General features: G+C 46.6%; 27 protein-coding genes. 5 read left to right on the top strand and 22 right to left on the bottom strand.

What is annotated here, in order from left to right; all coding sequences use genetic code 11:
* Nucleotides 1-58: 58 nt before the first annotated feature.
* Nucleotides 59-1,054, top strand: coding sequence for an oxygen-dependent tRNA uridine(34) hydroxylase TrhO (gene trhO / locus HHX48_RS02165; RefSeq protein WP_191021990.1), 996 nt, complete (start codon nt 59-61; stop codon nt 1,052-1,054).
* Between the two features lie 66 nt (nt 1,055-1,120).
* Nucleotides 1,121-1,363: an EF-hand domain-containing protein gene (locus tag HHX48_RS02160; RefSeq protein WP_191021989.1), complete on the top strand. Its 243-nt coding sequence runs from the start codon at nt 1,121-1,123 to the stop codon at nt 1,361-1,363.
* Nucleotides 1,364-1,771: 408 nt separating this feature from the next.
* Here HHX48_RS02160 and HHX48_RS02155 read toward each other — a convergent pair whose 3' ends face one another.
* The 17 genes from HHX48_RS02155 to HHX48_RS02075 form a co-directional block, all read right to left on the bottom strand.
* Nucleotides 1,772-2,101, bottom strand: a complete 330-nt coding sequence (locus tag HHX48_RS02155) for a DMT family transporter (protein WP_191021988.1) — start codon at nt 2,099-2,101, stop codon at nt 1,772-1,774.
* Nucleotides 2,102-2,321: 220 nt separating this feature from the next.
* Nucleotides 2,322-2,642 (bottom strand): hypothetical protein, encoded by a 321-nt coding sequence (locus tag HHX48_RS02150; RefSeq protein WP_191021987.1) that lies wholly within the window; start codon nt 2,640-2,642, stop codon nt 2,322-2,324.
* 97 nt (nt 2,643-2,739) lie between these two features.
* Entirely contained in the window at nt 2,740-3,084 is a 345-nt protein-coding gene (locus HHX48_RS02145) for a hypothetical protein (protein WP_191021986.1), read from the bottom strand.
* Between the two features lie 406 nt (nt 3,085-3,490).
* Complete coding sequence (locus HHX48_RS02140; RefSeq protein ID WP_191021985.1) at nt 3,491-3,907, bottom strand: GNAT family N-acetyltransferase; 417 nt, start codon at nt 3,905-3,907, stop codon at nt 3,491-3,493.
* Between the two features lie 65 nt (nt 3,908-3,972).
* The gene (locus HHX48_RS02135) at nt 3,973-4,272 is read right to left on the bottom strand and encodes a hypothetical protein (protein ID WP_191021984.1); all 300 of its coding nucleotides are present in this window, start codon (nt 4,270-4,272) and stop codon (nt 3,973-3,975) included.
* 203 nt (nt 4,273-4,475) lie between these two features.
* A complete protein-coding gene (locus HHX48_RS02130; protein WP_191021983.1) occupies nt 4,476-4,727 on the bottom strand; it encodes a VF530 family protein in 252 nt (83 codons plus the stop codon).
* A gap of 113 nt (nt 4,728-4,840) precedes the next feature.
* Nucleotides 4,841-4,987, bottom strand: a complete 147-nt coding sequence (locus HHX48_RS02125; RefSeq protein ID WP_191021982.1) for a hypothetical protein — start codon at nt 4,985-4,987, stop codon at nt 4,841-4,843.
* A 346-nt stretch (nt 4,988-5,333) separates the two neighbouring features.
* Entirely contained in the window at nt 5,334-5,654 is a 321-nt protein-coding gene (gene sugE / locus HHX48_RS02120; RefSeq protein WP_191021981.1) for a quaternary ammonium compound efflux SMR transporter SugE, read from the bottom strand.
* 288 nt (nt 5,655-5,942) lie between these two features.
* Nucleotides 5,943-6,368, bottom strand: a complete 426-nt coding sequence (locus tag HHX48_RS02115) for an Imm26 family immunity protein (RefSeq protein ID WP_191021980.1) — start codon at nt 6,366-6,368, stop codon at nt 5,943-5,945.
* An 88-nt stretch (nt 6,369-6,456) separates the two neighbouring features.
* Nucleotides 6,457-6,924, bottom strand: coding sequence for a hypothetical protein (locus HHX48_RS02110; RefSeq protein ID WP_191021979.1), 468 nt, complete (start codon nt 6,922-6,924; stop codon nt 6,457-6,459).
* A 159-nt stretch (nt 6,925-7,083) separates the two neighbouring features.
* Nucleotides 7,084-7,437: a hypothetical protein gene (locus HHX48_RS02105; RefSeq protein WP_191021978.1), complete on the bottom strand. Its 354-nt coding sequence runs from the start codon at nt 7,435-7,437 to the stop codon at nt 7,084-7,086.
* Between the two features lie 133 nt (nt 7,438-7,570).
* Nucleotides 7,571-7,894: a hypothetical protein gene (locus HHX48_RS02100; protein ID WP_191021977.1), complete on the bottom strand. Its 324-nt coding sequence runs from the start codon at nt 7,892-7,894 to the stop codon at nt 7,571-7,573.
* A gap of 139 nt (nt 7,895-8,033) precedes the next feature.
* A complete protein-coding gene (locus HHX48_RS02095; protein ID WP_191021976.1) occupies nt 8,034-8,483 on the bottom strand; it encodes a GNAT family N-acetyltransferase in 450 nt (149 codons plus the stop codon).
* A gap of 139 nt (nt 8,484-8,622) precedes the next feature.
* Nucleotides 8,623-8,979 carry a hypothetical protein gene (locus HHX48_RS02090; RefSeq protein ID WP_191021975.1) on the bottom strand — a complete coding sequence of 119 codons (357 nt, stop codon included), beginning with the start codon at nt 8,977-8,979 and terminating at the stop codon, nt 8,623-8,625.
* Between the two features lie 403 nt (nt 8,980-9,382).
* The gene (locus tag HHX48_RS02085; RefSeq protein ID WP_191021974.1) at nt 9,383-10,726 is read right to left on the bottom strand and encodes a DEAD/DEAH box helicase; all 1,344 of its coding nucleotides are present in this window, start codon (nt 10,724-10,726) and stop codon (nt 9,383-9,385) included.
* A gap of 115 nt (nt 10,727-10,841) precedes the next feature.
* The gene (locus HHX48_RS02080; RefSeq protein WP_191021973.1) at nt 10,842-11,498 is read right to left on the bottom strand and encodes a CoA transferase subunit B; all 657 of its coding nucleotides are present in this window, start codon (nt 11,496-11,498) and stop codon (nt 10,842-10,844) included.
* A 1-nt stretch (nt 11,499) separates the two neighbouring features.
* Nucleotides 11,500-12,207, bottom strand: a complete 708-nt coding sequence (locus HHX48_RS02075; protein ID WP_191021972.1) for a CoA transferase subunit A — start codon at nt 12,205-12,207, stop codon at nt 11,500-11,502.
* Between the two features lie 103 nt (nt 12,208-12,310).
* Between HHX48_RS02075 and HHX48_RS02070 the strand changes: the two genes are divergently transcribed.
* Nucleotides 12,311-13,195 (top strand): LysR family transcriptional regulator, encoded by an 885-nt coding sequence (locus tag HHX48_RS02070; RefSeq protein WP_191021971.1) that lies wholly within the window; start codon nt 12,311-12,313, stop codon nt 13,193-13,195.
* Here the strand turns inward: HHX48_RS02070 and HHX48_RS02065 are convergent, their stop codons facing one another.
* Nucleotides 13,196-13,954: a hypothetical protein gene (locus tag HHX48_RS02065; RefSeq protein ID WP_191021970.1), complete on the bottom strand. Its 759-nt coding sequence runs from the start codon at nt 13,952-13,954 to the stop codon at nt 13,196-13,198.
* A 78-nt stretch (nt 13,955-14,032) separates the two neighbouring features.
* On the bottom strand, nt 14,033-14,737 hold the full coding sequence (locus tag HHX48_RS02060; RefSeq protein WP_223858017.1) for a sensor histidine kinase: 705 nt from the start codon (nt 14,735-14,737) through the stop codon (nt 14,033-14,035).
* Nucleotides 14,738-14,918: 181 nt separating this feature from the next.
* Between HHX48_RS02060 and cysB the strand changes: the two genes are divergently transcribed.
* Nucleotides 14,919-15,893, top strand: a complete 975-nt coding sequence (cysB, locus tag HHX48_RS02055) for an HTH-type transcriptional regulator CysB (protein WP_191021968.1) — start codon at nt 14,919-14,921, stop codon at nt 15,891-15,893.
* A gap of 14 nt (nt 15,894-15,907) precedes the next feature.
* Here cysB and HHX48_RS02050 read toward each other — a convergent pair whose 3' ends face one another.
* The 3 genes from HHX48_RS02050 to pabB form a co-directional block, all read right to left on the bottom strand.
* A complete protein-coding gene (locus HHX48_RS02050) occupies nt 15,908-17,278 on the bottom strand; it encodes an L-serine ammonia-lyase (RefSeq protein ID WP_191021967.1) in 1,371 nt (456 codons plus the stop codon).
* 156 nt (nt 17,279-17,434) lie between these two features.
* The gene (locus HHX48_RS02045) at nt 17,435-18,004 is read right to left on the bottom strand and encodes a CoA pyrophosphatase (protein ID WP_191021966.1); all 570 of its coding nucleotides are present in this window, start codon (nt 18,002-18,004) and stop codon (nt 17,435-17,437) included.
* Entirely contained in the window at nt 17,997-19,403 is a 1,407-nt protein-coding gene (pabB, locus tag HHX48_RS02040; protein WP_191021965.1) for an aminodeoxychorismate synthase component I, read from the bottom strand. Before pabB ends, HHX48_RS02045 begins: the two co-directional genes overlap by 8 nt.
* Before the next feature lie 153 nt (nt 19,404-19,556).
* On the opposite strand from pabB, the gene HHX48_RS02035 reads away from it, so the two are divergent.
* Nucleotides 19,557-21,086: a fumarate hydratase gene (locus tag HHX48_RS02035; protein WP_191021964.1), complete on the top strand. Its 1,530-nt coding sequence runs from the start codon at nt 19,557-19,559 to the stop codon at nt 21,084-21,086.
* Nucleotides 21,087-21,114 lie beyond the last annotated feature (28 nt).

Below are 21,114 nucleotides of genomic sequence, written 5' to 3'. Positions count from 1 at the left end.
ATTCGCCGCCGCATTTTGCACTGGTTTTACGTTCCAACTCGCAAAGGTAAACAATACAATGAGTCAATATATCGTTTGCGCGATGTACAAATTTGTCGCGCTTGAAGATTACGAACAGCTGCGCGCGCCGCTGTTAGCTAAAATGGAAGAGCAGGGTATTAAAGGTACACTGCTACTGGCCGCCGAAGGCATCAATGGTACCGTATCCGGTACGCGTAACGGCATCGATAACCTGCTTGCCTGGTTAAATGCCGATTCACGCCTTAATCCTATCTCTACCAAAGAATCACTGCACGAAGAGCAGCCGTTCTATCGCACCAAGGTGAAGCTGAAAAAAGAGATTGTCACCATGGGCGTAGAGGGGATCGATCCGCGCCAGACAGTGGGTACGTATGTCAAACCCCAGGACTGGAACGCGCTGATAAGCGATCCGGACGTATTTGTGGTAGATACCCGCAATGACTATGAAATCGAGATTGGGACATTCCAGCACGCGGTCGACCCCAATACCAAAACCTTTCGTGAGTTTCCGCAATACGTAAAAGAAAACATGGATCCCGGCAAGCACAAAAAGGTCGCCATGTTCTGCACCGGCGGTATTCGCTGCGAAAAATCCACCGCGTACATGAAAGAGCAGGGATTTGAAGAGGTATACCACCTTGAGGGCGGTATCCTTCAGTATTTGGAGGATGTACCCAAGGAAGAGTCGCTGTGGCAGGGAGACTGTTTTGTTTTTGATAACCGCGTGGCGGTTAATCACGATTTACAAAAAAGTCATTATGAAGCCTGTTACGCGTGTCGCTTACCCATTACTGCAGACGATAAGCAAAGCGATAAGTATGAGCCGGGCGTCAGCTGCCCTAATTGCTTTGGTACGCACTCAGATGAGCAAATCGCGCGATTCAGAGAGCGGGAAAAGCAGGTCCAGTTGGCCAAAGCGCGCAATGAAGAGCATGTAGGCACTGAAGCTCGCGAAGCAATGGAAAAGCGCCGTCAGGAAAAAGCTGAAGAGCAGCGGCAGCGCGCATTAAAAGCTAAGGAAAAACAGGCGTAGACAGCCAGCAATCGGGGCGTTACACTGAAAACCTTATTATGTAGACGTTAGAAATAGGGATTATCAGTGAGCGCCCAACTTTCAGAAGAAAAAATTGCTGAGATAAAAAGCGATTTCAGTTTTTTTGACCGTGACGGTAACGGTCAGATTGACCTGCCTGAATTCATTGAATTATTAACCGTTCTGTCGCCAAAGACAAAAGCCAGTCATGTAGAAGAAGGCTTTAAACTTATCGACAGTAACGATGATGGTTATATCGACTTTGAAGAGTTTCTATCCTGGTGGCAAGAAGGCTGGTGGGAATATTAATCTTTAGTTTCTACAAAAAAGCCTGATTAACGTCAGGCTTTTTTGTATGCATCAGGCAATATGCTTGTGCTTTGCTTAGTAAAGAGCCTCAATAAAGACCTCGTGTGTATCAAGCCCAACGTAGACCTTTCTGACAGTTTCCAGCAGCAGATGCAGTGCTATTATGACAGTTGGCTGATCAAAATAACTCACCTTTTTTATGCCCTTACTGCGCTTAATCGCCTCACAATTGGTGCCGATAAAGAAAACTTGCGACAGCGGTATAGTGATCGGCTTTGCCTGTTCATCACGAATGATAAGCGAGTCACCGGTGAGTAAAACTGGCCGCCATCATCGACACTGCCGATGACAGAGAACCAGCCAATTACCAGTGAGAGGGTACGCCTGTTCAGCCGTGGTCCATATCAGTTAATGCGACACTGAATCAGAAAAAAGATTGATAACCAGCACCCCTGCTACGATCAACACCATGCCGAGTACGGCGGGTATGTCCGGGATCTGCTTAAACCACAATGCAGATAACAGGGTGATGAGGACAATCCCCGCACCTGCCCAAATCGCATAGGCGATGCCCACAGGTACGCTTTTCACCACCAGTGATAAACAGTAAAACGCGATGCCATAGGCAATAACGCAGACAATACTGGCCGTCACGTGACTGAAACCATCAGAGATTTTTAATGCTAATGTACCTACGACCTCTGAAAGTATGGCAATTGCTAAATAAACCCACGCCATATCGCCTCCTTTAACCATGAATGAATTGCGCGTTAACCAAAAATTAAGCGGTCGCCCGATAGCAAATTAGCGGTAATCTGCGCAACAGGGCAAACATTTATTCACATAGACCGTGAAAGTTATTCTTTGCCACATAAACAACGTGTTTCGCCTGACAGCCGCAGCAGAAAAACGCGTTGGTCTCACACCCAGATGGCGCATGCTTTCACGTAATAATGTGCTACGACTTGTCCACGGCTGATAAGCACACGCTTACGCCACCGGTATATTTAGCTACTACGTTGAACAGGCAACAAAATACCAGTATCGCAAGATAGGTCATTACAAAAGTCAGAAGTGGGGTGATAACCAGCATCAAACTGTTATAGAGAATGCCCGAACCCGAGATAGTAAAAAGAAAGTTGAAAGAGGTGTGAACATTATTGCCAAGCAGCAGCAAAATACCCCTACACACAGAGGTGATAACGGACACCAGTGCCAGGGTACCAGCCAACGTAAGTGATGTTTTGTGCGCGTTCAAATGGGTCATTGTATACGTCATAGTGAATCGTTCCGTGATGTGCAGAGTAAGTTTTTATTAATAGACCATCAAAATACAGCGGTTCGGGGTCGCCCGGCAACAATGAGAAGGTTCTAATTTACGTTTTATTGCATGTATCATTGTTTTTGAGCATCAGGTGTGCGCTTTGGTTTATCTCCTTTACCATACCCTGAGAATAGTAGGGCGCATCACTGGCCCAAAAGACAGTTTCCAACTCTGCATAGTTTCTCAGGCCTGATGCCAGCGCCATACAACTCTCGGTAATCAATGTGTCGATATCGTCATTGGCTATATACTTCAGATGTCGTGCATAAATGTCATTCTGAACAAGCACTTCAGCCTGCCATGAGGCTGTCAGCATTTTAAGACCAAAAAACGCGGCAACCGCGCCCCGGCCAGAAATGATAGTGTGCAGATAATCCATGTTTTCATAATTTTTCATCCCTTGAGCGGGGCATAGTTCAGGTTTAACGGCCCTGATTCGCGTTAGCAGATAACGCAAAGCTAAGGTCCCAGTACTCCGCAGTTTGCAAGGATTACGGATGAAACCGGGTCGTACGCCTGACCATAGAAAGTTGAGACCAACAGTACCACAGCGATAAGCCCACAACATGCAAGCAATGCGCTTAGTACCAGTGCAGTAAATAAAAGCACAATACCATCCTTATTATTGACCGCGGCAACCACCGCCAAAAAGGTTAGTGATAACACTAACAGGAAGAAGGGCAGATGGGCGGAGAGTATTGCTTAGAAAATAACGATTGCTGATGCAAGAAAAGTCAGTAAGAGTCCAATTCTGATTTGGTTCAACGTTGTCCTTCAGATCAGCGGTACGCCCTGACGCAAGATTATTCTTTAATACGCTTGTTTCTTTCAAGCACCCAACAGCGCGGGTGACTGGTAAAGCCCAGTTTCTGATAGTAACTATTGGCGTCAGGCGCCGCGAGCAGAATAATTTTACAGTTTGGGCCAAGTTTCTGTTGCGTCAGATTTTGTAACGTTTTTCCCAGCCCCAGATGCTGATAGTTTTTATGAACCGCTAAGTCTGACAGATAACAGGCATAGTGAAAATCTGTCACGCTGCGTGCTATACCTACTAATTGCTCGTCATGCCAGGCTGCAATAATGAGGTTACTATTGTTGAGCATGCCCTCAATACACTGTTTATCATCAACAGGACGACGTTCGCCCAGCCCCGAAGCGTTCAAAAGCGCGATAAATTGTTCACAGCTAACATATTCGTTAACCCTGTATGAGAGTTTCATTGTGATAATTCCATGATAAACCGCTGTGATAATGCGATTAGACTGTAAAAAGAAGCACTGAGACACTACCTGGTATAGATATAAACAGACGCGACTGATAAAAACCAGAAAAGTGAGAGGACGAGGACAGCTTTTAGCGTGCGAGACTTAACCTTTAGGCGAGCCAGCCGGTAGCCAGCATAGGTTCCGGGTATCAGGCAGACAGTACCGCCTATAAAAAAGGCTTTAACAGAGCCAACGAGCACCGCCCAGTCAGTCTGCAAAAAGAAAATTTGAAAAAGAATGGTACACGGAATCAGCGCCACGCAGACCAGAAACAGATAAAAGGCGCGATCTTCAGCACGTTTTAGCTTGCTCTCATTCACCTAATATCGCTCCCTTTAATAACTGTGACAACGTATAGGAGGCTTCAGGGGTTACGTGCAGTTATTGTTCTCAGCCAGACATACTTTGTGTTTTTCCCTGGTCGGGACGCCATGTTCGCTATACTGGCGTTTACTGACTACACAAAATGATAAGACAGCGCCCGGCTGATGCTATAACTGCTGAGCTGGCAGCGTATGTGCAGTTACGGCTTTGTCGTATCCCCCCAGGGAGACGGCTCAGCAAAAGTCTTAATATACAGGTCTTCAACTTTGTCTCTTGCCCACTGCGTTTTGCGTAAAAACTTCAGCGAGGATTTGATAGACGGGTCGCTTTTGAAGCAGTTAATATTAATTCTGTAAGCTAATCCATCCCACCCGTAATGTTCCTGCAGTCGGGTGACGACGGTTTCAAGTGTGATCCCGTGTAGCGGGTTATTGATCTGCGTTTTACTCATTGCTTAACAGGCACTCCGTTATGCCGTGATTTATGATTATCATATCTTTTCCAGTCTTAGCAGCGTCGGACCAGCCAATCACCGATATTACGCTGCTAATGCATCTGGTTTATTCAGGCGTCTTTTTTGCCACTGTTTTTTTCAGCTCTTTTTTTCTTTTTACGCTCGTTTTTTTCGGTAACGATTTTCATCGCTTCCTCTTTTGTCAAATTCGGATGTTTTGCGACTATCTCTTTAACTCTGTCGTCAAATTTTGTCATTAATAAATCTCTTGTTCTCTAATCGTCTAAGTAAAAAAATAAAACAGGCTGCTATGGCATTTTAGCGCTAAAAAATGTCATTCCCCCGCGATGCTATAAGAGCGTAGTGCATTGACGGTCAGATACCTGATACCGGCACCGCAGTAATCATTTCAAGCCTCGCCGAAGAGCCTGTGCTAACCGGCAATGCAACGCTTCATTATAGCCCCTGAGCCCCCCCTTTAAACATGTAATTTGTTTTGAAACGGCCATTATTTCGTATAGCGGCTCGGCCTGACTCAATGGGCTACTTGTTAACGCAGCACATGACTTACGCTGTGCAGGTGTTTATCTGCTGAACACCATGTTATGAAACAGTCGATAACTTAAGACCCAGTATTCCGGCAATTATCAGTAGCACACTGATAATTTTAAACAGATTGACTGGCTCTTTAAGAAAGACAATTCCAAAAAGGACGGCACCCACCATACCAATACCGATCCATACAGTGTAGGCGATACTCAAAGGCAGAGAGCGCATTGCCAGACTCAGGCAGTAAAAGCTTGCAGCCATTGCGATAACAGTGACAACAGAGGGGAGGGGCTTGGTAAATCCCTGGGTATATTTCAGGCCAACAGCCCAGACAACCTCAAGCAAACCCGCAAAGATAAGTATTAACCAATTCATAACGACACCTGTAAATGGGGTCGTCCCCGTCAGTTAACGCCATCTCAGGGTCGTCCCTGAGATGCGGTGCGGAATTTAGCACACCCCTATAACAGGAGCAAGTGGTTATATGTTAACCGATAAAAAATGTGCTGGTGGCGAGAAAAGGTCTTAAATAAGCTTCGCAAACGCCAATCTTTTTTTATAAATGCCTAATCATCTTCAGCGGCTTGTGGCGCGAGCTTAAATTAGAGCCAAGCGACTTAGCCTGTGTATTATTGTCCCGCTGACTTGGTTTGTTATGTTGCGCTATTGAATCCCGAAGTGCTGTCTCAGTCTATCTTCGATATGACAAGGTTCCCAGACAGCAGCTTTTTCCAGATTCCGACATTCAGTTTCTGTAGCAGGAACTTCGTTCAACCATGTGGAGTCTACGATACTGTATTTACCGCTAATAATATCTTTCTTGTAAAAGAATGGTTTGGTTTCAAACCTTTCATTTAAATCTGCTTTACCCACAACTAACCAAGCGCTTTTTTTAATAGTATATTTGGCTGCAGAGATTTCAAACAATATGGGAAGCGCGACTATTTCATCCGGTTCGAGCGCTTTAACATCACAATAATCCACAAAAGCTAGCCTCTCCATGACCGTTACTACCCCGTAACAATATCTATTGTCGTCTAGAGGAATTTGGATGTAATTTCCAGGTGTCCAATATTTTCTAGCGTTCATACTTCTTCAAGCAACATAACTTCTAAATATGGGGCACAAACAGGTAGGCAACAATGGCGAAGCCGCCTGCGGGCGACATATTTTTTTGTTAGGTGACATTAGTGCTCTGGACTTTCCTGTAACGCATGGCAAGGACCGAGAGAGTGCCACATATTATGCCGGTACTTATTGCTCCATGTAAGCCAAAAGCAACTAAAAGCGGGCGCAATATGAAAAGGTGAATAATAAACGCAGGTATAAATGCGATAGCGAATACCTTAAGCTTAACCGATGTTTCGAATGGAGAGTTACAGTGTGGGCATGTTTTTTTCTTTCCCCACGTATTAGCAGTTTTAGAGAAAAAGCCTATTTTCTTTTCACAGGTCGGACATTTGAAGAATTGTTCGTTTGGTTCAAAATCCTCACTAGCTGTATTTAGACTGCTTTTCTTTGATGGCTGCCGCGAGACTAATTCGTCTTTCAATTGCTCTGCCCGTTCTGGAAAGGCTTCTCTATCTATATTGGCTAGAGCATCTTCTAGCTCTGTAATTGAGTACTCTGAATAATTTGGTTCCATCTGGTAACTTCTCCTTGTAACTGGACTTACCCACTAAGTTTGGGTAAGTCCTAGGCATAACGCTAAGCTAACAGGCAGTAACGTGGCGGCGAGTATCTCAAACGCCGCCACGTTACTGTCGCAGTGTGCCGCGTAGTGGCACACGTGTTTAGCGCCTTGTTATGTTCCATGCACAATGCCCAAAAACGACAGTTCTTCATTGAAGCAAAATATCTCTTCGATGTCTTGGTATGAAGCCTTCTGCCAACATTCTGTGCGAAACTTTTCGTAGTGCGAACGGAACTCAGTCTCGATCAAAGATGTTTCGTCTTGCATGATAGAAGAGAAGTCTTCGGACTTTAAAACCATATACAGATTGCCTTCGCCATCCATGAAGAATGAATCCCAAAAATAACCTTTTTGCTGCATTTCCGAAAATGGCTCGTTAGGTCTTTGCTTAATGTATTCAATAAGCTTCAACAATTTCTCTTTGGAATTAGGCTGTAGTTTTACTTTCAATAATTTCGATTCCATTCTTTTCCTAAGAAACATAACGCTTGGCTAAACGGTGGAGCGAAATTGGCGCGCCTTTTGCGCCAGCAAAAAGCGCGAAAATTTTGCGGAGTCCGTTTGAGTCACTTGTTATAAATTTTTTCCAAAGATGTACCTAATAAACAAAATTTGTTTTTACTGAACCGTCATCAGCTATGGAAATTTTAAAACAATCCCAGTTGCCACCCGTATGCTGCTGCATTTTTTTATGTAACTCCACAACTAATCTAGACATGTTGTTAAATCTTACAGCTCTGTCAGTAAACTTATTATCATCAATAAAATAAGTAAGTTGAGAGCCAACTGAGTAACTACCATCATCATAGCCGTGATCATATTCAAATAAACACTCTGCACTTGTATAAGTATTAGGCAGACAAGAAATTATTCCATGATACAACTGATCAATGATTTGTCTTTGCTCTTCTATTGGATTCAACGACCATCGCCTCATTTAAAATTTATAACACCCCACTAAGAGGTGATAAAACATGGGCTAAAATTAGGAACGAAGTGATGCAGCCCATGTGTTAGCGTCCCAGCGAGCCTGCGAGCGGCTACAGTGGTTTGTTATGCATTTACACCCCTCTAACCATGACGCAAGTGCTGTCTGATAGCAAGTGGATGCCGGTAAATCCGAATGAGCTATATAGATATGAATGCTCGTTCTTACATTGTAAGTAAAGGTCTTCTATACCTAATTTTTGAGAATGATCTAATGCAAGCTGAATTAACTTTTTCCCGATACCTAAGCGTCGATAACCTGGGATAACAAATAAACCACCTAACCAATGTTTATAGTCGTACTGCTTATTCTCATAGAGTTTCAGTTCAACAGCGCCAACGGCTTCGTTATTTTCTGTTGCCACAAAACAGAGAGGAACATCATTTTTTGATTTTGATTTACTTTTCACGTCTTCAAAAACTGCGTTGAACGGGACGTTGTAATTCTTAGCCCATTCATCGTAATACCACTGTGCAATGGTCTTAGAATGATGACTTTGCTCTGCTAAAAATGAAACATTCACTTATCTTTCCTTGATGCATAACTTCCAAATATGGGGCGTGGACGCGTGCGCGATAATGGCGAAGCCGCGCACGTGTTTGCGTCCCAACGAGCGAGAGCGAGTGCCATTATTTGTTTGTTAGGTGCGTGCAAGAAACTTCTTAGAGTTTGTGATTTGGGCAAAACGCAATTCCTTTAAGGGCTTTCTGTTCGCAACCAAGGATCATACAAGTGTCATTGCTAAAACCACCATGTTTGTGGACTTCTAAATCGAAGTTTGCTTTCTTAAAATCGAATGCGCTTAAGGTTGGTACTTCGGTTTTAAAAGCGTAATTATATTCTCTATCCATCTCTGCCCCTACTTGTACCACCCACCTTTGTTCACAAACATTGCACTTGAACATTTCAGCCCAATTTTCGTTTGATGTTTCTAGTTTTTTAAAGTTAGCAACAAATGAATCACGAGAAGATTTTATAGCTAAAGTTTTTTCGAGATTACGACAATTACATGAATTCAATAGGTAGCACCTAACAATTTAATATCACCCGAAACGGGGTAATCATTTACACCATTTTCAGAGCGCGTCTATCCATAACCTATCGTATCGCCAAACAAAATTTTTTTCACGGTGTATTTCAGGCGTGAAATACACCAAAGTGGGATGAACTTTTTCGGTCACAATGACGATCTCAAAAGTTGATTAATTTTGCTTATCAGATGCGCTGCGATATCAAGGAAAGAGTGGGTGGTCATAAATCTGAGTGAGGCTGTCGGTGGCGGAACCGTGATGCTGAGTCAATGGTACGAGGCATTCATTTTACAGTCTTATCGTGCTCATGATTGAGCACGATATTATAGGAAACAAAAATAAATATTTGCACGTTGAGCCGACGTGTATCTCTTCTTACGCCTTTTGCATTTTACTCATCATCATTGTCTGAATCAGCCTCAGGATCAGCCTGGCGCTTTTTGCGAACAATCGGCATATCTCCAACATCCTTTCCTGCAGTAGTATTGACGCGTTTCTTAGCTGTTGCAGCAGGCTTTTTGCTCTCTGCTGTTTTTTCAGACTGCTTATCCTGCGTTTTCTTTTTAACAGGTTTCTTGAGTTTTTTACCGGAGAATTCAGCAGGAGATTCAGGATGAGCCTCACAAGCTACCGGATAATCGACATGGGCTTTAATACTTTCAAAACTTTGCCAGTCCCGTGGTCCAACAAAGGAAATCGCTGTGCCTTTTTGTCCGGCACGGCCAGTACGCCCAATGCGGTGAATGTATTCGTCTGATTGCTTGGGCAAGTCAAAGTTAATCACCAAACCAACTTTAAGCAAATCCAGACCCCGTGACGCCACATCTGTGGTTACCAGAATACTGTGCTGACCCCGGCTGAATTCACTCATAATCTGCGCCCGCTGGTTTTGCGGTAAGTCACCACGAAGGGCTACGGCATGAAGATTATCTTCATTGAGCATATCGCAAATACGGTTGGTATCTTCTCGTGTCGCTGTAAACACAATCGCCTGATTGTAGTCGGTGTCACCCAAACATTGTGTCAGTAAAGTATTTTTATGCTCGACATTATCGGCAAAATACATGTGCTGGCTGATGTCCTGATGAATAGCAGTGGCCAGTCCGACATTGATACGCACCGGCGCTTTTAGCAACGCTTTACTGATGTGCTGTAAGGCCAGGTTATCAAGGGTGGCCGAGAAGAGCATGGTCTGGCGTTTGCGGTGATCGGCATATTGATTAATCAGATTAAGCTGTGGGGCAAACCCTAAATCCAGCATGCGATCAGCTTCATCGAAGATGAGCATTTCAAGTCCGTTCAGAAAGAAGGTTTTATCTTCCAGATGATCGGCAATTCGGCCAGCCGTTCCCACCACAATGGCGGGGCTCTTTCGCAGCACTTTTGTCTGGGTATTGTAGTTTTCACCGCCTACGATTAAAGCGCAGGGTAAATTCAATTGCGACGTCAGGCTTTTGGCTTCGGTAAAGACCTGTTTGGCCAACTCGCGGGTAGGGGCCAGAATCATTGCGCGTGGATCTTTTTTGCTCAGCGCCTTTTGATTCAGCAGGCGATTTACCAGCGGGATCAGAAACGCCAGGGTTTTGCCCGAGCCGGTTTGTGACGATGCGATAATATCTTTGCCGCTCATAGCAGGTAATATCGTCTTCTCCTGAATCTCGGTCAGGGTGTCGAAGCTCTTGTCCTGAAGACGGGAGATGATTTTATGATGTACCGGAAGATCGCTGATTTGCAAAGCCGTGCCCTTAATATGAAACCCGGCGCATTATCCATCAAGCTGCTATTAAATAAAAGGCGATAGAAAGAAAATTGGGGCAGAGCAAGCGTATTGCGTCTGCCCCGAATAGTGTTTACACGCGCATTTCAGGAATATCGCCCTCAGCGACGAGTTTTCCTGCGGTTTTTTCACGTATTTCATCAACAGTTACGCCTGGTGCGCGTTCCTGTAGATGGAAAGCCCCGTCTTTCACTTCCAGTACTGCTAAATCGGTAATGATACGGGTGATACAATTGACACCGGTAAGCGGCAACTTGCACTCTGAAAGCAACTTAGAATTACCATGCTTATCGGCATGGGTCATCGTCACAATGATATTTTTCGCGCCGGCAACCAGATCCATGGCACCGCCCATCCCCTTAACCAGTTTACCGGGGATCATCCAGCTTGCGATATTGCCGTTTACATCAACCTCAAAGGCACCTAATACAGTAAAATCAACATGGCCGCCGCGGATCATGGCAAAGCTTTCGGCAGAATCAAATATGGAAGCGCCGTTGATAGCCGTCACCGTTTCTTTACCGGCATTGATCATATCGGCATCGACTTCCGCTTCAGTCGGATAGCGGCCCATACCTAATAAACCATTTTCTGATTGCAGCATCACGTCGATGCCATCGGGGACATAGTTAGCAGCCAGGGTAGGAATGCCAATACCCAGGTTCACATAACTGCCATCTTTAAATTCCTGAGCGACGCGCATTGCGATTTGGTCACGGGTTAAAGCCATCTTAACGTTCCTCCTTTGCCAGTACTTTGCGCTCGATGCGTTTTTCAAAACTCCCCTTGATGACCCTGTCAACATAAATGCCTGGCGTATGCGTTTGTGTAGGATCAAGCTCACCAGCTTCGACTATTTCTTCAACCTCAACCACGGTAATTTTACCTGCGGTGGCGGCCATAGGATTAAAGTTTCTGGCGGTGTGTCGGTAAATACAGTTACCATACCGATCGGCTTTCCAGGCTTTCACAATGGCAAAGTCACCGGTAATGGACTCTTCAAGTATGTAGGGGCGACCATTAAACTCTTTTACTTCTTTGCCTTCACCAACCGGCGTGCCGTATCCGGTTGCCGTGTAAAAGGCCGGAATGCCGGCACCACCAGCGCGCATTTTTTCTGCCAGTGTACCTTGCGGTGTCAGTTCAACTTCAAGTTCATTGGCCAGCAATTGTTTTTCAAATAATGCATTTTCGCCAACGTAGGAAGACACCATTTTTCGAATCTGGCGATCTTCTAATAAAATGCCCAGGCCAAAACCGTCCACGCCACAGTTATTGGATACCACGGTAAGGTCTTTGACCCCCATGGTTTTGATCTGACCAATTAGCCCCTCAGGAATTCCGCATAGTCCGAAGCCGCCGGCAATAACTGTCATGCCATCGGTGAGTCCTTCCATTGCTTCTTCGTAACTGGTCACGACCTTATCGAAACCTGACATCTGACGCTCCTTTGTGTGAATTAAAGACAATAAGAGTATCTGTGCTTGCAAAAATTTTGTAAAATTAATTTTATATCAATATTAATAAATTATTTTTATCAATATGGCTGTCTCATACCGCAACATGGTGGCGTTTTTAAGCGTCGCTGAATCATCCACCTTCGCCGAGGCAGCAGAAAAGCTGCATCTCACACAGCCTGCGCTATCCAGTGCGATAAAAAAAATGGAAGAGCAACTAGGCGGAAAGTTATTCAGCAGAAGCACACGTCGTGTGCAATTAACCCCTGAAGGCGAAACGTTGTTACCCAGTGCCCGCCGGTTGGTTAATGAGTGGGATGATACGTTTGAGGAAATGCAAAATTTGTTTGCAGTGCGACAGGGCAGGCTGACCATTGCCGCCATGCCATCGTTTGCCGAATCACGTCTGCCCACCTTGCTCAAAGCGTACCACGCGGCTTACCCCAATATCCGGCTACGGATAATGGATGTGGTAATGGAAGATACCATTGACGCAGTGCTCGCCGGCCGGGCTGAAATAGGCTTTACCTTTGAGCCTGAAAATACAGAAGGACTGACATTTACTCCGTTATTTGACGATGCCTTTGTGGCCGTTTTATACCCTGAACACCCACTGGCATCAGAGCAAACCATTTCATTTGAAGCGTTATTGCAAAGCCCGGTAATCGCCATGAACCGCGGTTCTGCAGTCAGAAAATGGACCGAACAGATATCGCACAGGTATGGCGCGCTCAATATCGTGGCAGAAACCGGACAGTTGGGCTCAGTCGGCCAACTAATTGCACAGGGACTGGGCGTATCGGTGGTACCGCAGCTTTGTCAGGCACAAATGCAGCGTAACGGATTGGTGTGTGTGGCGTTGCGTAACGCCCCTTTGGTTAAACGGGTAGGTATGATTCGCGCAGATCGACAGAGCTTTTCAGTAGCAGCGCAGGCATTGTGGGAACAATGCCACGCGACGTGTCTGTAATTACCATTTTTTCTTGGGCGCGAATAACTCATCCAGTTCATCGCGCTCTTCTTCTTTGCGCTTGGCGCGGTCTTCCGCATTCGCGGACTTCAGGTTGTCCTGAATGCTTTCAAGCCACTGGCTTAGTTGTCTTAAGCGGGACTCGATATATTCATCACGCTGGGTTTGATTTTCCAACGCGCTGATGGCTTTTTCAAAGTACTGGCGGGCAGATCCTAGCATGCCCGATTGCATAGCCGCACGACCACGCTTTATCAGTGTTTCTACGTTAGTTTTAAGCTGTAAGCGCTCCAGCGCTTTGTCTTCTTCGATGAACGTACGGGTATCCACTTTGCCTTTTGAGTGTTCTGAGCGAAGCAGTACGCGTAACTTTTTAACCGCCTGAATATATTGAATAATCAGACGATCATTATCCGGCAACGAAAATTCGCTCATCTTTTCATTGGCATCCGCGTCACCCTGCGTGCGATCTTCGGCATCTTCCAGACGCTGTTTAATATCATTATTGCCTGCACCGGCATCATTTAATGCTTTGAGGGCGTTGTAGACTCGACGGTGAAGGACCTGCATCAGGCGAGCTGATACCGGCATATTTGAACACGCCATAATGATGTTTTCAGTTTCATCAATGATATTACGCTGCTTAGATACTTCAGCACGGCGCTCTGCGTCCATTTTGGCACGGTGTTGCTGAAAAGCATTGATAAAGATGGCCGCTATGATAAGCACAACGATCATTATGATGATTATGGTGAACATGGATATTGGTTCCGTTCGCTTTCACTTTGTCTCCGGCACGCAGGCACAGGACAGTCTTTTTTATTATAACGGCAGAGTTTACGGTATTTTTACCATAAAAACACTCCCGCCAAGTTTTCCACCATTTTGCAAGGTAATCTCACCACGCAGACCGTGTCGGTTATGGGCGTTGGCAATAAGACGGGCAAAATAAAGACCTAATCCGGTACGTCCCTGGCTGACCGCTGTGGAGCTCAGGGCCCGGGTGCTTTGTGCCAGCATGGTATCGGGATAACCGTGCCCGTCATCCTCAACCTGTATGATCAGATTGTTATCGGCCACTCTGGCACTTACATGAATAGCGTGATTACCGTAGCGAAGGGCATTGATGACGGCATCATTAACCAGTAAATAAATCAGCTCACCGTCCATATACCAGGCCAGGTCCGGGTCGCAATCGATGGTGACGCTGAAATTGCGCTGATTAACGGAAAGCTTTACCGCGTTCAGCACATCTTCAATGACGTCAGCGACAAAATGCTCATCAACGGTTATGGGCAGCGTTTCAAGCTGTGCACGGTATAACGACAGAATCTGTACAAGGCTGGTGTTGAGCCGGCTGGCTTCATAATGAACATCTGCGACATGTTTACTGGCGGCGATGTTTGCAGCATCAATGCTGTCAGATAACTGTTCAATTGACTGAATGAGTAAACACAGCGAATTTTTCATGTCGTGCACGGCAGCGGCGAGCACAGAGGAAAACTCTATTTTCTGGGGCGGGGCGGCTTCAAAGTCCTGCATCACGGCGTCATTATACTTCTGTTGGCGCATATACTGGTATCAACTTAAAATTGAATAAATGCCTATATTTTTGATATAAGAATAGGTGTATAACCGAAAATGGCAATAGCAATGCGCGCCGGTTTTGGTTATAACACTAACACACTTAACGGGAAGCGCCAGTAGCGAAGGGTTATCACGCATGAAATTACAGCAACTCAGATACATTGTAGAAGTCGTTAATAATAATCTTAATGTATCAGCAACCGCTGAAAGCCTGTACACCTCGCAGCCCGGGATCAGCAAGCAAGTAAGAATGCTTGAGGACGAACTGGGCGTGCAGATCTTCGGTCGCAGTGGTAAGCATCTTACCCACGTTACTGATGCCGGCCGCGATGTGATAGATATTGCCCGCCAGATTTTATCAAAAGTAGAAAGCATCAAATCGGTTGCCAGAGAGCACACGCTACCTGATCAGGGTAAGCTGAACATTGCCACTACCCACACCCAGGCACGTTATGCCTTACCGGATGTGATTCAGGGGTTCATGCACAAATATCCGCGTGTCTCGCTGCATATGCATCAGGGCACGCCCTCGCAGATTTCTGATTTAGCCGCCAAGGGTGAGGCAGACTTTGCGATAGCCACCGAAGCCTTGCATCTTTACAACGACCTGGTGATGCTACCTTGCTATCACTGGAATCGCAGCGTTATTGTCAATAAAGACCATCCGCTGTCGAAAAAAACCAGCATCGATATCAGCGATATTGCCGAATATCCGTTAGTAACGTATGTATTTGGTTTCACCGGCCGTTCGGAGCTCGATCAGGCGTTTGAACGTGCGGGGTTAAACCCTAAAATTGTTTTTACTGCCACCGATGCCGATGTCATTAAAACGTATGTCAGATTGGGCGTAGGAATTGGTGTTATTGCGTCAATGGCAGTGAGTGAAGAGCTCGACAGTGATCTGGTGAAAATTGATGCCAGCCATTTGTTTGATTACAGCACAACAAAAATTGGCTTCAGAAAAGGCTCGTTTTTACGTAGCTACATGTATGACTTCATCGAACGCTTTGCGCCTCACCTGACCAAAGACAAGGTGGAAAAGGCGATGATGCTTAAGAACAATGATGAGGTGGAAAAAATGTTTAAAGGCGTGACGCTACCGGTGAAGTAGCGCCACGTTGATTATCAGCACTCGATAATATTAACCGCAAGGCCGCCACGGGCGGTCTCTTTGTATTTGGTTTTCATATCGTTGCCGGTATCGCGCATGGTTTTAATTACCTTATCCAGCGACACTTTGTGCTCACCACTGCCGCGCATAGCCAGTCTGGATGCATTGATCGCTTTAATGGCACCCATGGCATTACGCTCAATGCAGGGTACCTGCACCAAACCGCCCACCGGATCACAGGTCAGGCCCAGGTTGTGCTCCATACCAATCTCAGCGGCGTTTTCTACGGCCAGAATGGAGCCGCCCATGATTTCCGTCAGTGCACCAGCAGCCATTGAACAGGCCACGCCGACTTCGCCCTGACAGCCCACTTCGGCACCGGAAATAGAGGCATTTTCTTTATAAAGAATACCAATGGCCCCGGCCGTGAGTAAGAATCGGGCTGCCGTCTCGGTATCAACCGGTCTGATGAACTTATCAAAATAGTGTAATACCGCCGGAATAATTCCCGCAGCACCATTGGTGGGAGCCGTAACAACGCGACCGCCTGCCGCATTTTCCTCATTCACGGCAAGCGCAAACAGATTCACCCAGTCCATCGTTTGCATGGGATCTGATGTGTGCTCGGTTTGCAGGCGACGATACAGAGCCGGTGCACGACGAACGACTTTAAGCCCGCCCGGCAGGATCCCCTCGCTTTCAATACCGCGCTGCACGCAGTACTTCATGGTCTGCCAGATCTCAAACAGCTTATCCTGAACCTCATGAACCGGTCGATGCACGGCTTCATTTTTAAGCATCAAAGAGCTGACACGCATGCCGTTCGTTTTGCAAAGGTCAATCAGTGCTTCAGCCGTTTTAAACGGATAGGGCACCTTTTCCTGCACCGACATTGCGTGCTCTTTGGTCTCGTCGAAATCTTCGTGTCGCACCACAAAGCCGCCACCGATGCTGTAGTAGGTTTGCTCGCGCACGAGTTCTTTATTTTTATACACGTAAAATGTCAGTGCATTGGCATGGCGCGGCAAGGTTTTGCGACGGTGAAATACTATCGCATTTTTATTTGGAAACTTAACTTCGTGTGTACCGTTAAGCAGAATTTTCTGACTGTCGTGAATGCCTTCAAGGGTGACATCGATACTGTCAACATCAATGGTTTCTGGCGACTCGCCCAACAACCCGAGGATCACAGCTTTGCCGGTACCGTGACCTTTACCGGTCTGTCCCAGTGAGCCAAACAGCTCAACCTTGATGCCATCAATACTTTCCAGTACGCCATCCTGCGCTAGTTCTGATACAAACTCTGCACCGGCTCGCATCGGCCCCACGGTATGTGAACTGGATGGGCCAATTCCGATACTGAACATATCAAATACACTAATCATAAATCTGGTTCTATCCCCAATAAGAATCTTGTGTGATCTTGCCTGTATGTTGCTACAACTACAATACAGAAAAGCTAATCAGCAGATGAGAAAAGCTAATTCAATGTAAACAAATCTTGATAATCTTGTAGTGCCAGAATGAAACATTCGTTCACTTTAGCCGAGGTGGTGAGCCAGGTTCCGCAATATGGCAGCAGTCGCACCCCATATCATGCGTTGTTGCCAGGGGATAAAATAGACCGGAAATTGCTGATGATTGCGTGTGATATGGTGAACCAGGTGATTCTTTTTATCCATTAGATGTGATAATGGCACATCGAAAACACTGGCTACTTCATTCGGGTCAATACGGTATTCAAATCCGGGCTGAACAAAGCCAACCACAGGCTTGATGTGGTAGCCGCTGATGGTGCGATAGTCGGGCATTGCCCCAATAACCTGAACATGTGAAGGCGGCAGTCCCACTTCCTCAAACGCTTCTCGCAGTGCCGTATCGATCAGGGATTCATCCTGCGGTTCATAGCCGCCGCCAGGGAAACTAATCTGACCGGCATGGTGACGTAAGTGATGAGCCCGTTCTGTCAAAATGACATGCATACCGTCATCAAAATCCAGCATGGGGATCAGCACCGCTGCACTGCGACCTTTTCGTGTGAGCGGGTAATCAGGCTCCAGACTGACCTGCCGCGCATGCTGAAACCGATGGATAAACTCTGCCTTATTCACGATAGTTTTCCAGTGCAGGAAGGATACGGGAAACCTTATCCAGGGTTTCCTGATATTCCTCACGTGCATGTGAATCAAGTACAATACCGCCGCCCGCCCAGCAATACAGATGGTTGTTTTCGGCTAATAACGTTCGAATGGTAATACTTGAGTCCATATCCCGCTTAATTCCATAATACATGATACTGCCACAGTAAATATTTCGCCGGTCTGGCTCCAGTTCTTCAATTATTTCCATCGCCCGGATTTTGGGTGCCCCTGTAATAGAGCCACCGGGAAAGGCGCCGGCCAATAAATCCAGTGCTGATGCATCCTCTTTCAATGTACCTTCAACGGTGCTGACCAGATGATGCACGGCGGCATACGATTCCAGCGCAAATAAATGCGGTACATTTACACTGTGCGCCTTACAATGTTTACTCAAATCGTTTCTGAGCAGATCCACTATCATCAGGTTTTCCGCGCGATCCTTTTCAGCATTAAGTAGTGCGTCAGCGCTTTTTGCATCTTTATCAGGATCGTTAAAGCGCGGGCGGGTACCCTTAATAGGCTTAGTCTGTACCTGGTTATTTCTGACACTTAAAAAGCGCTCGGGCGAAATGCTCAGCACACAGCTTTCGGGCAAGCGGATAAACGCTGAAAATGGAGTGTTGTTTTGCTCCCGCAGCGCTTCGTACGCCTGCCATTCACTGCCGGTGTACTTCGCGCAAAAACGCTGCGCCATATTTATCTGATAACAGTCACCAGCCACAATGTACTGGTGGATACGTGATAGCGCGTCATTATACTGCTGTTGCGTCAGATTCGACGCCCAGTCACTGGTCAGTCTGAAGGGAGTGGTAGCCTCAGGAGGAGTAGTTATTTCTGCCAGTTGTTCAGATAACGGTGGAATATCGCTAAAGCGGCAATGATACAGCTTTCCGGTGTGCGTATCGGCAATAACAGACTGCTCAAAAATACCAATCGCCATATCCGGACACGCATATGGGGTGAGGTTTTTATCCGGTAACGTTTCATAGTAACGACCAAGATCATAACCACATAAGCCCGCAGCACCCACAACAAAGGGCAGGGCATCGTAAAGTGTCTGATTATCTGTGCGAACGGTATTTTCAGCCATGGTGGCTTTCATCAGGGCATCGACACACGCCAGCGGGGCATCGTTTTTTATTTCAGTCTCATCAGTATGACAGTCGCGCACGACCACTTTGCTATTGGCTGCGGTCACGATCCAGCGTGGTGACCAGACCATAATATGATAGCGACCGTCAGTATCTGCCGCGCTATCCAGCAACATTGAATACGGCTGTTGCTCAACCTGCGCAAATAGGGTGTAAAACGTGTCTTGTTCATAGTCAAGCGGTTCAATCAGCAGCGTGCGCTCTACCTTGTCGTTCATAACAGCTTTCAGATTCTCTTTTTTTCGGGCCTGCAAGGCCGGTGTTCAATTTGACTACCGTACTGCGTTTTGTTGGTGCCGCAGTGCGAGATACGCTAGTATACGCATTTTTGAAAAGCACACACCACGAACCGACGAGTTAAAGAGGACGACATGACCGTTATCCGTCAGCAAGATTTTATCGATAGCATCGAAGATGCGTTGCAGTTTATTTCCTATTATCACCCTCTGGATTATGTCAAAGCGGTTGAAAAGGCATACCTGAAAGAAGAAAGTCAGGCGGCTAAAGATGCCATGGCCCAGATTCTGATTAACTCAAGAATGTCTGCAGAGGGTCACCGCCCTTTATGTCAGGACACCGGCATTGTGACCTGTTTTGTCAAAATCGGTATGGGCGTAAGCTGGGATAAAACGGATCTGACTGTTCAGGAAATGGTTAACGAAGGCACACGCCGTGCGTACACCAATGCTGACAACCCGCTGCGTGCTTCTATTGTTGCTGACCCGGCAGGTGCACGAAAAAATACCAAAGACAACACCCCTGCTGTGGTGCATATTGATATGGTGCCCGGTGATCAGGTAGAGGTGATGATCGCAGCCAAAGGCGGTGGCTCTGAAAACAAATCTAAAATGGTGATGCTAAACCCCAGCGATGATATCGCAGAGTGGGTAGTAAAAACATTGCCGACAATGGGCGCGGGCTGGTGTCCACCGGGGATGCTCGGGATAGGCATTGGCGGTACCGCTGAAAAAGCAGCTGTACTGGCCAAAGAAAGCCTCATGGATCCGGTAGATATCCACGAACTGATGGAACGCGGGCCCGAAACGACCGAAGAAAAACTTCGCCTGGATATCTTCAAGCGTGTAAATGGCCTGGGTATTGGCGCGCAGGGCCTTGGCGGTCTGACCACCGTGGTGGATGTGAAAATCATGTCGGTGCCTACCCACGCAGCCTCGAAGCCTGTTGCAATGATCCCTAACTGCGCGGCGACTCGCCATGCCCACTTTCATCTTGACGGCAGCGGGCCTGCTGAACTGAAGGCGCCTAAGCTTGAAGAGTGGCCTGAGGTAACCTGGGAAGTTGGTGAAAATACCCGTCGCGTTAATCTTGATGAAGTGACCAAAGATGACATTCTGGACTGGAAAGTGGGTGAGACGGTATTGTTATCCGGCAAAATGCTTACCGGTCGCGACGCTGCGCACAAACGTATTCAGACGATGATGGAAAATGGCGAAGGGCTGCCTGACGGGGTAGACCTGACTAACCGCTTCATTTATTACGTCGGCCCTGTGGATGCTGTAGGCGAGGAGGTTGTTGGACCAGCCGGGCCTACCACAGCAACCCGCATGGATAAATTCACCGATATGATGCTGGAGCAAACCGGCCTTATCGGCATGATTGGTAAAGCAGAACGTGGCCCGGCAACGGTGGATTCCATCGCGAAACACAAAGCGGTGTATCTGATGGCCGTAGGCGGCGCTGCCTATCTGGTTTCCAAAGCGATTAAAAAGTCGCGGGTTGTGGCATTTGAAGATTTAGGTATGGAAGCTATCTACGAATTTGAAGTAGAAGACATGCCGGTTACCGTTGCGGTAGACAGCACCGGCGCCAATGCACACGAAACCGGCCCGGCAATCTGGAAAGCGAAAATAGAAGAACTGGACAGCGAACTGGCTAAATAAGCTTTTGCTGGTGTAGGATAAGACGGGC

Source organism: Salinimonas profundi (genome assembly GCF_014750655.1).
Lineage (GTDB): Bacteria > Pseudomonadota > Gammaproteobacteria > Enterobacterales > Alteromonadaceae > Alteromonas > Alteromonas profundi_A.
The sequence above is the reverse complement of the archived record's forward strand: the minus strand, read 5'-3'. Positions and strand labels throughout refer to the sequence as shown.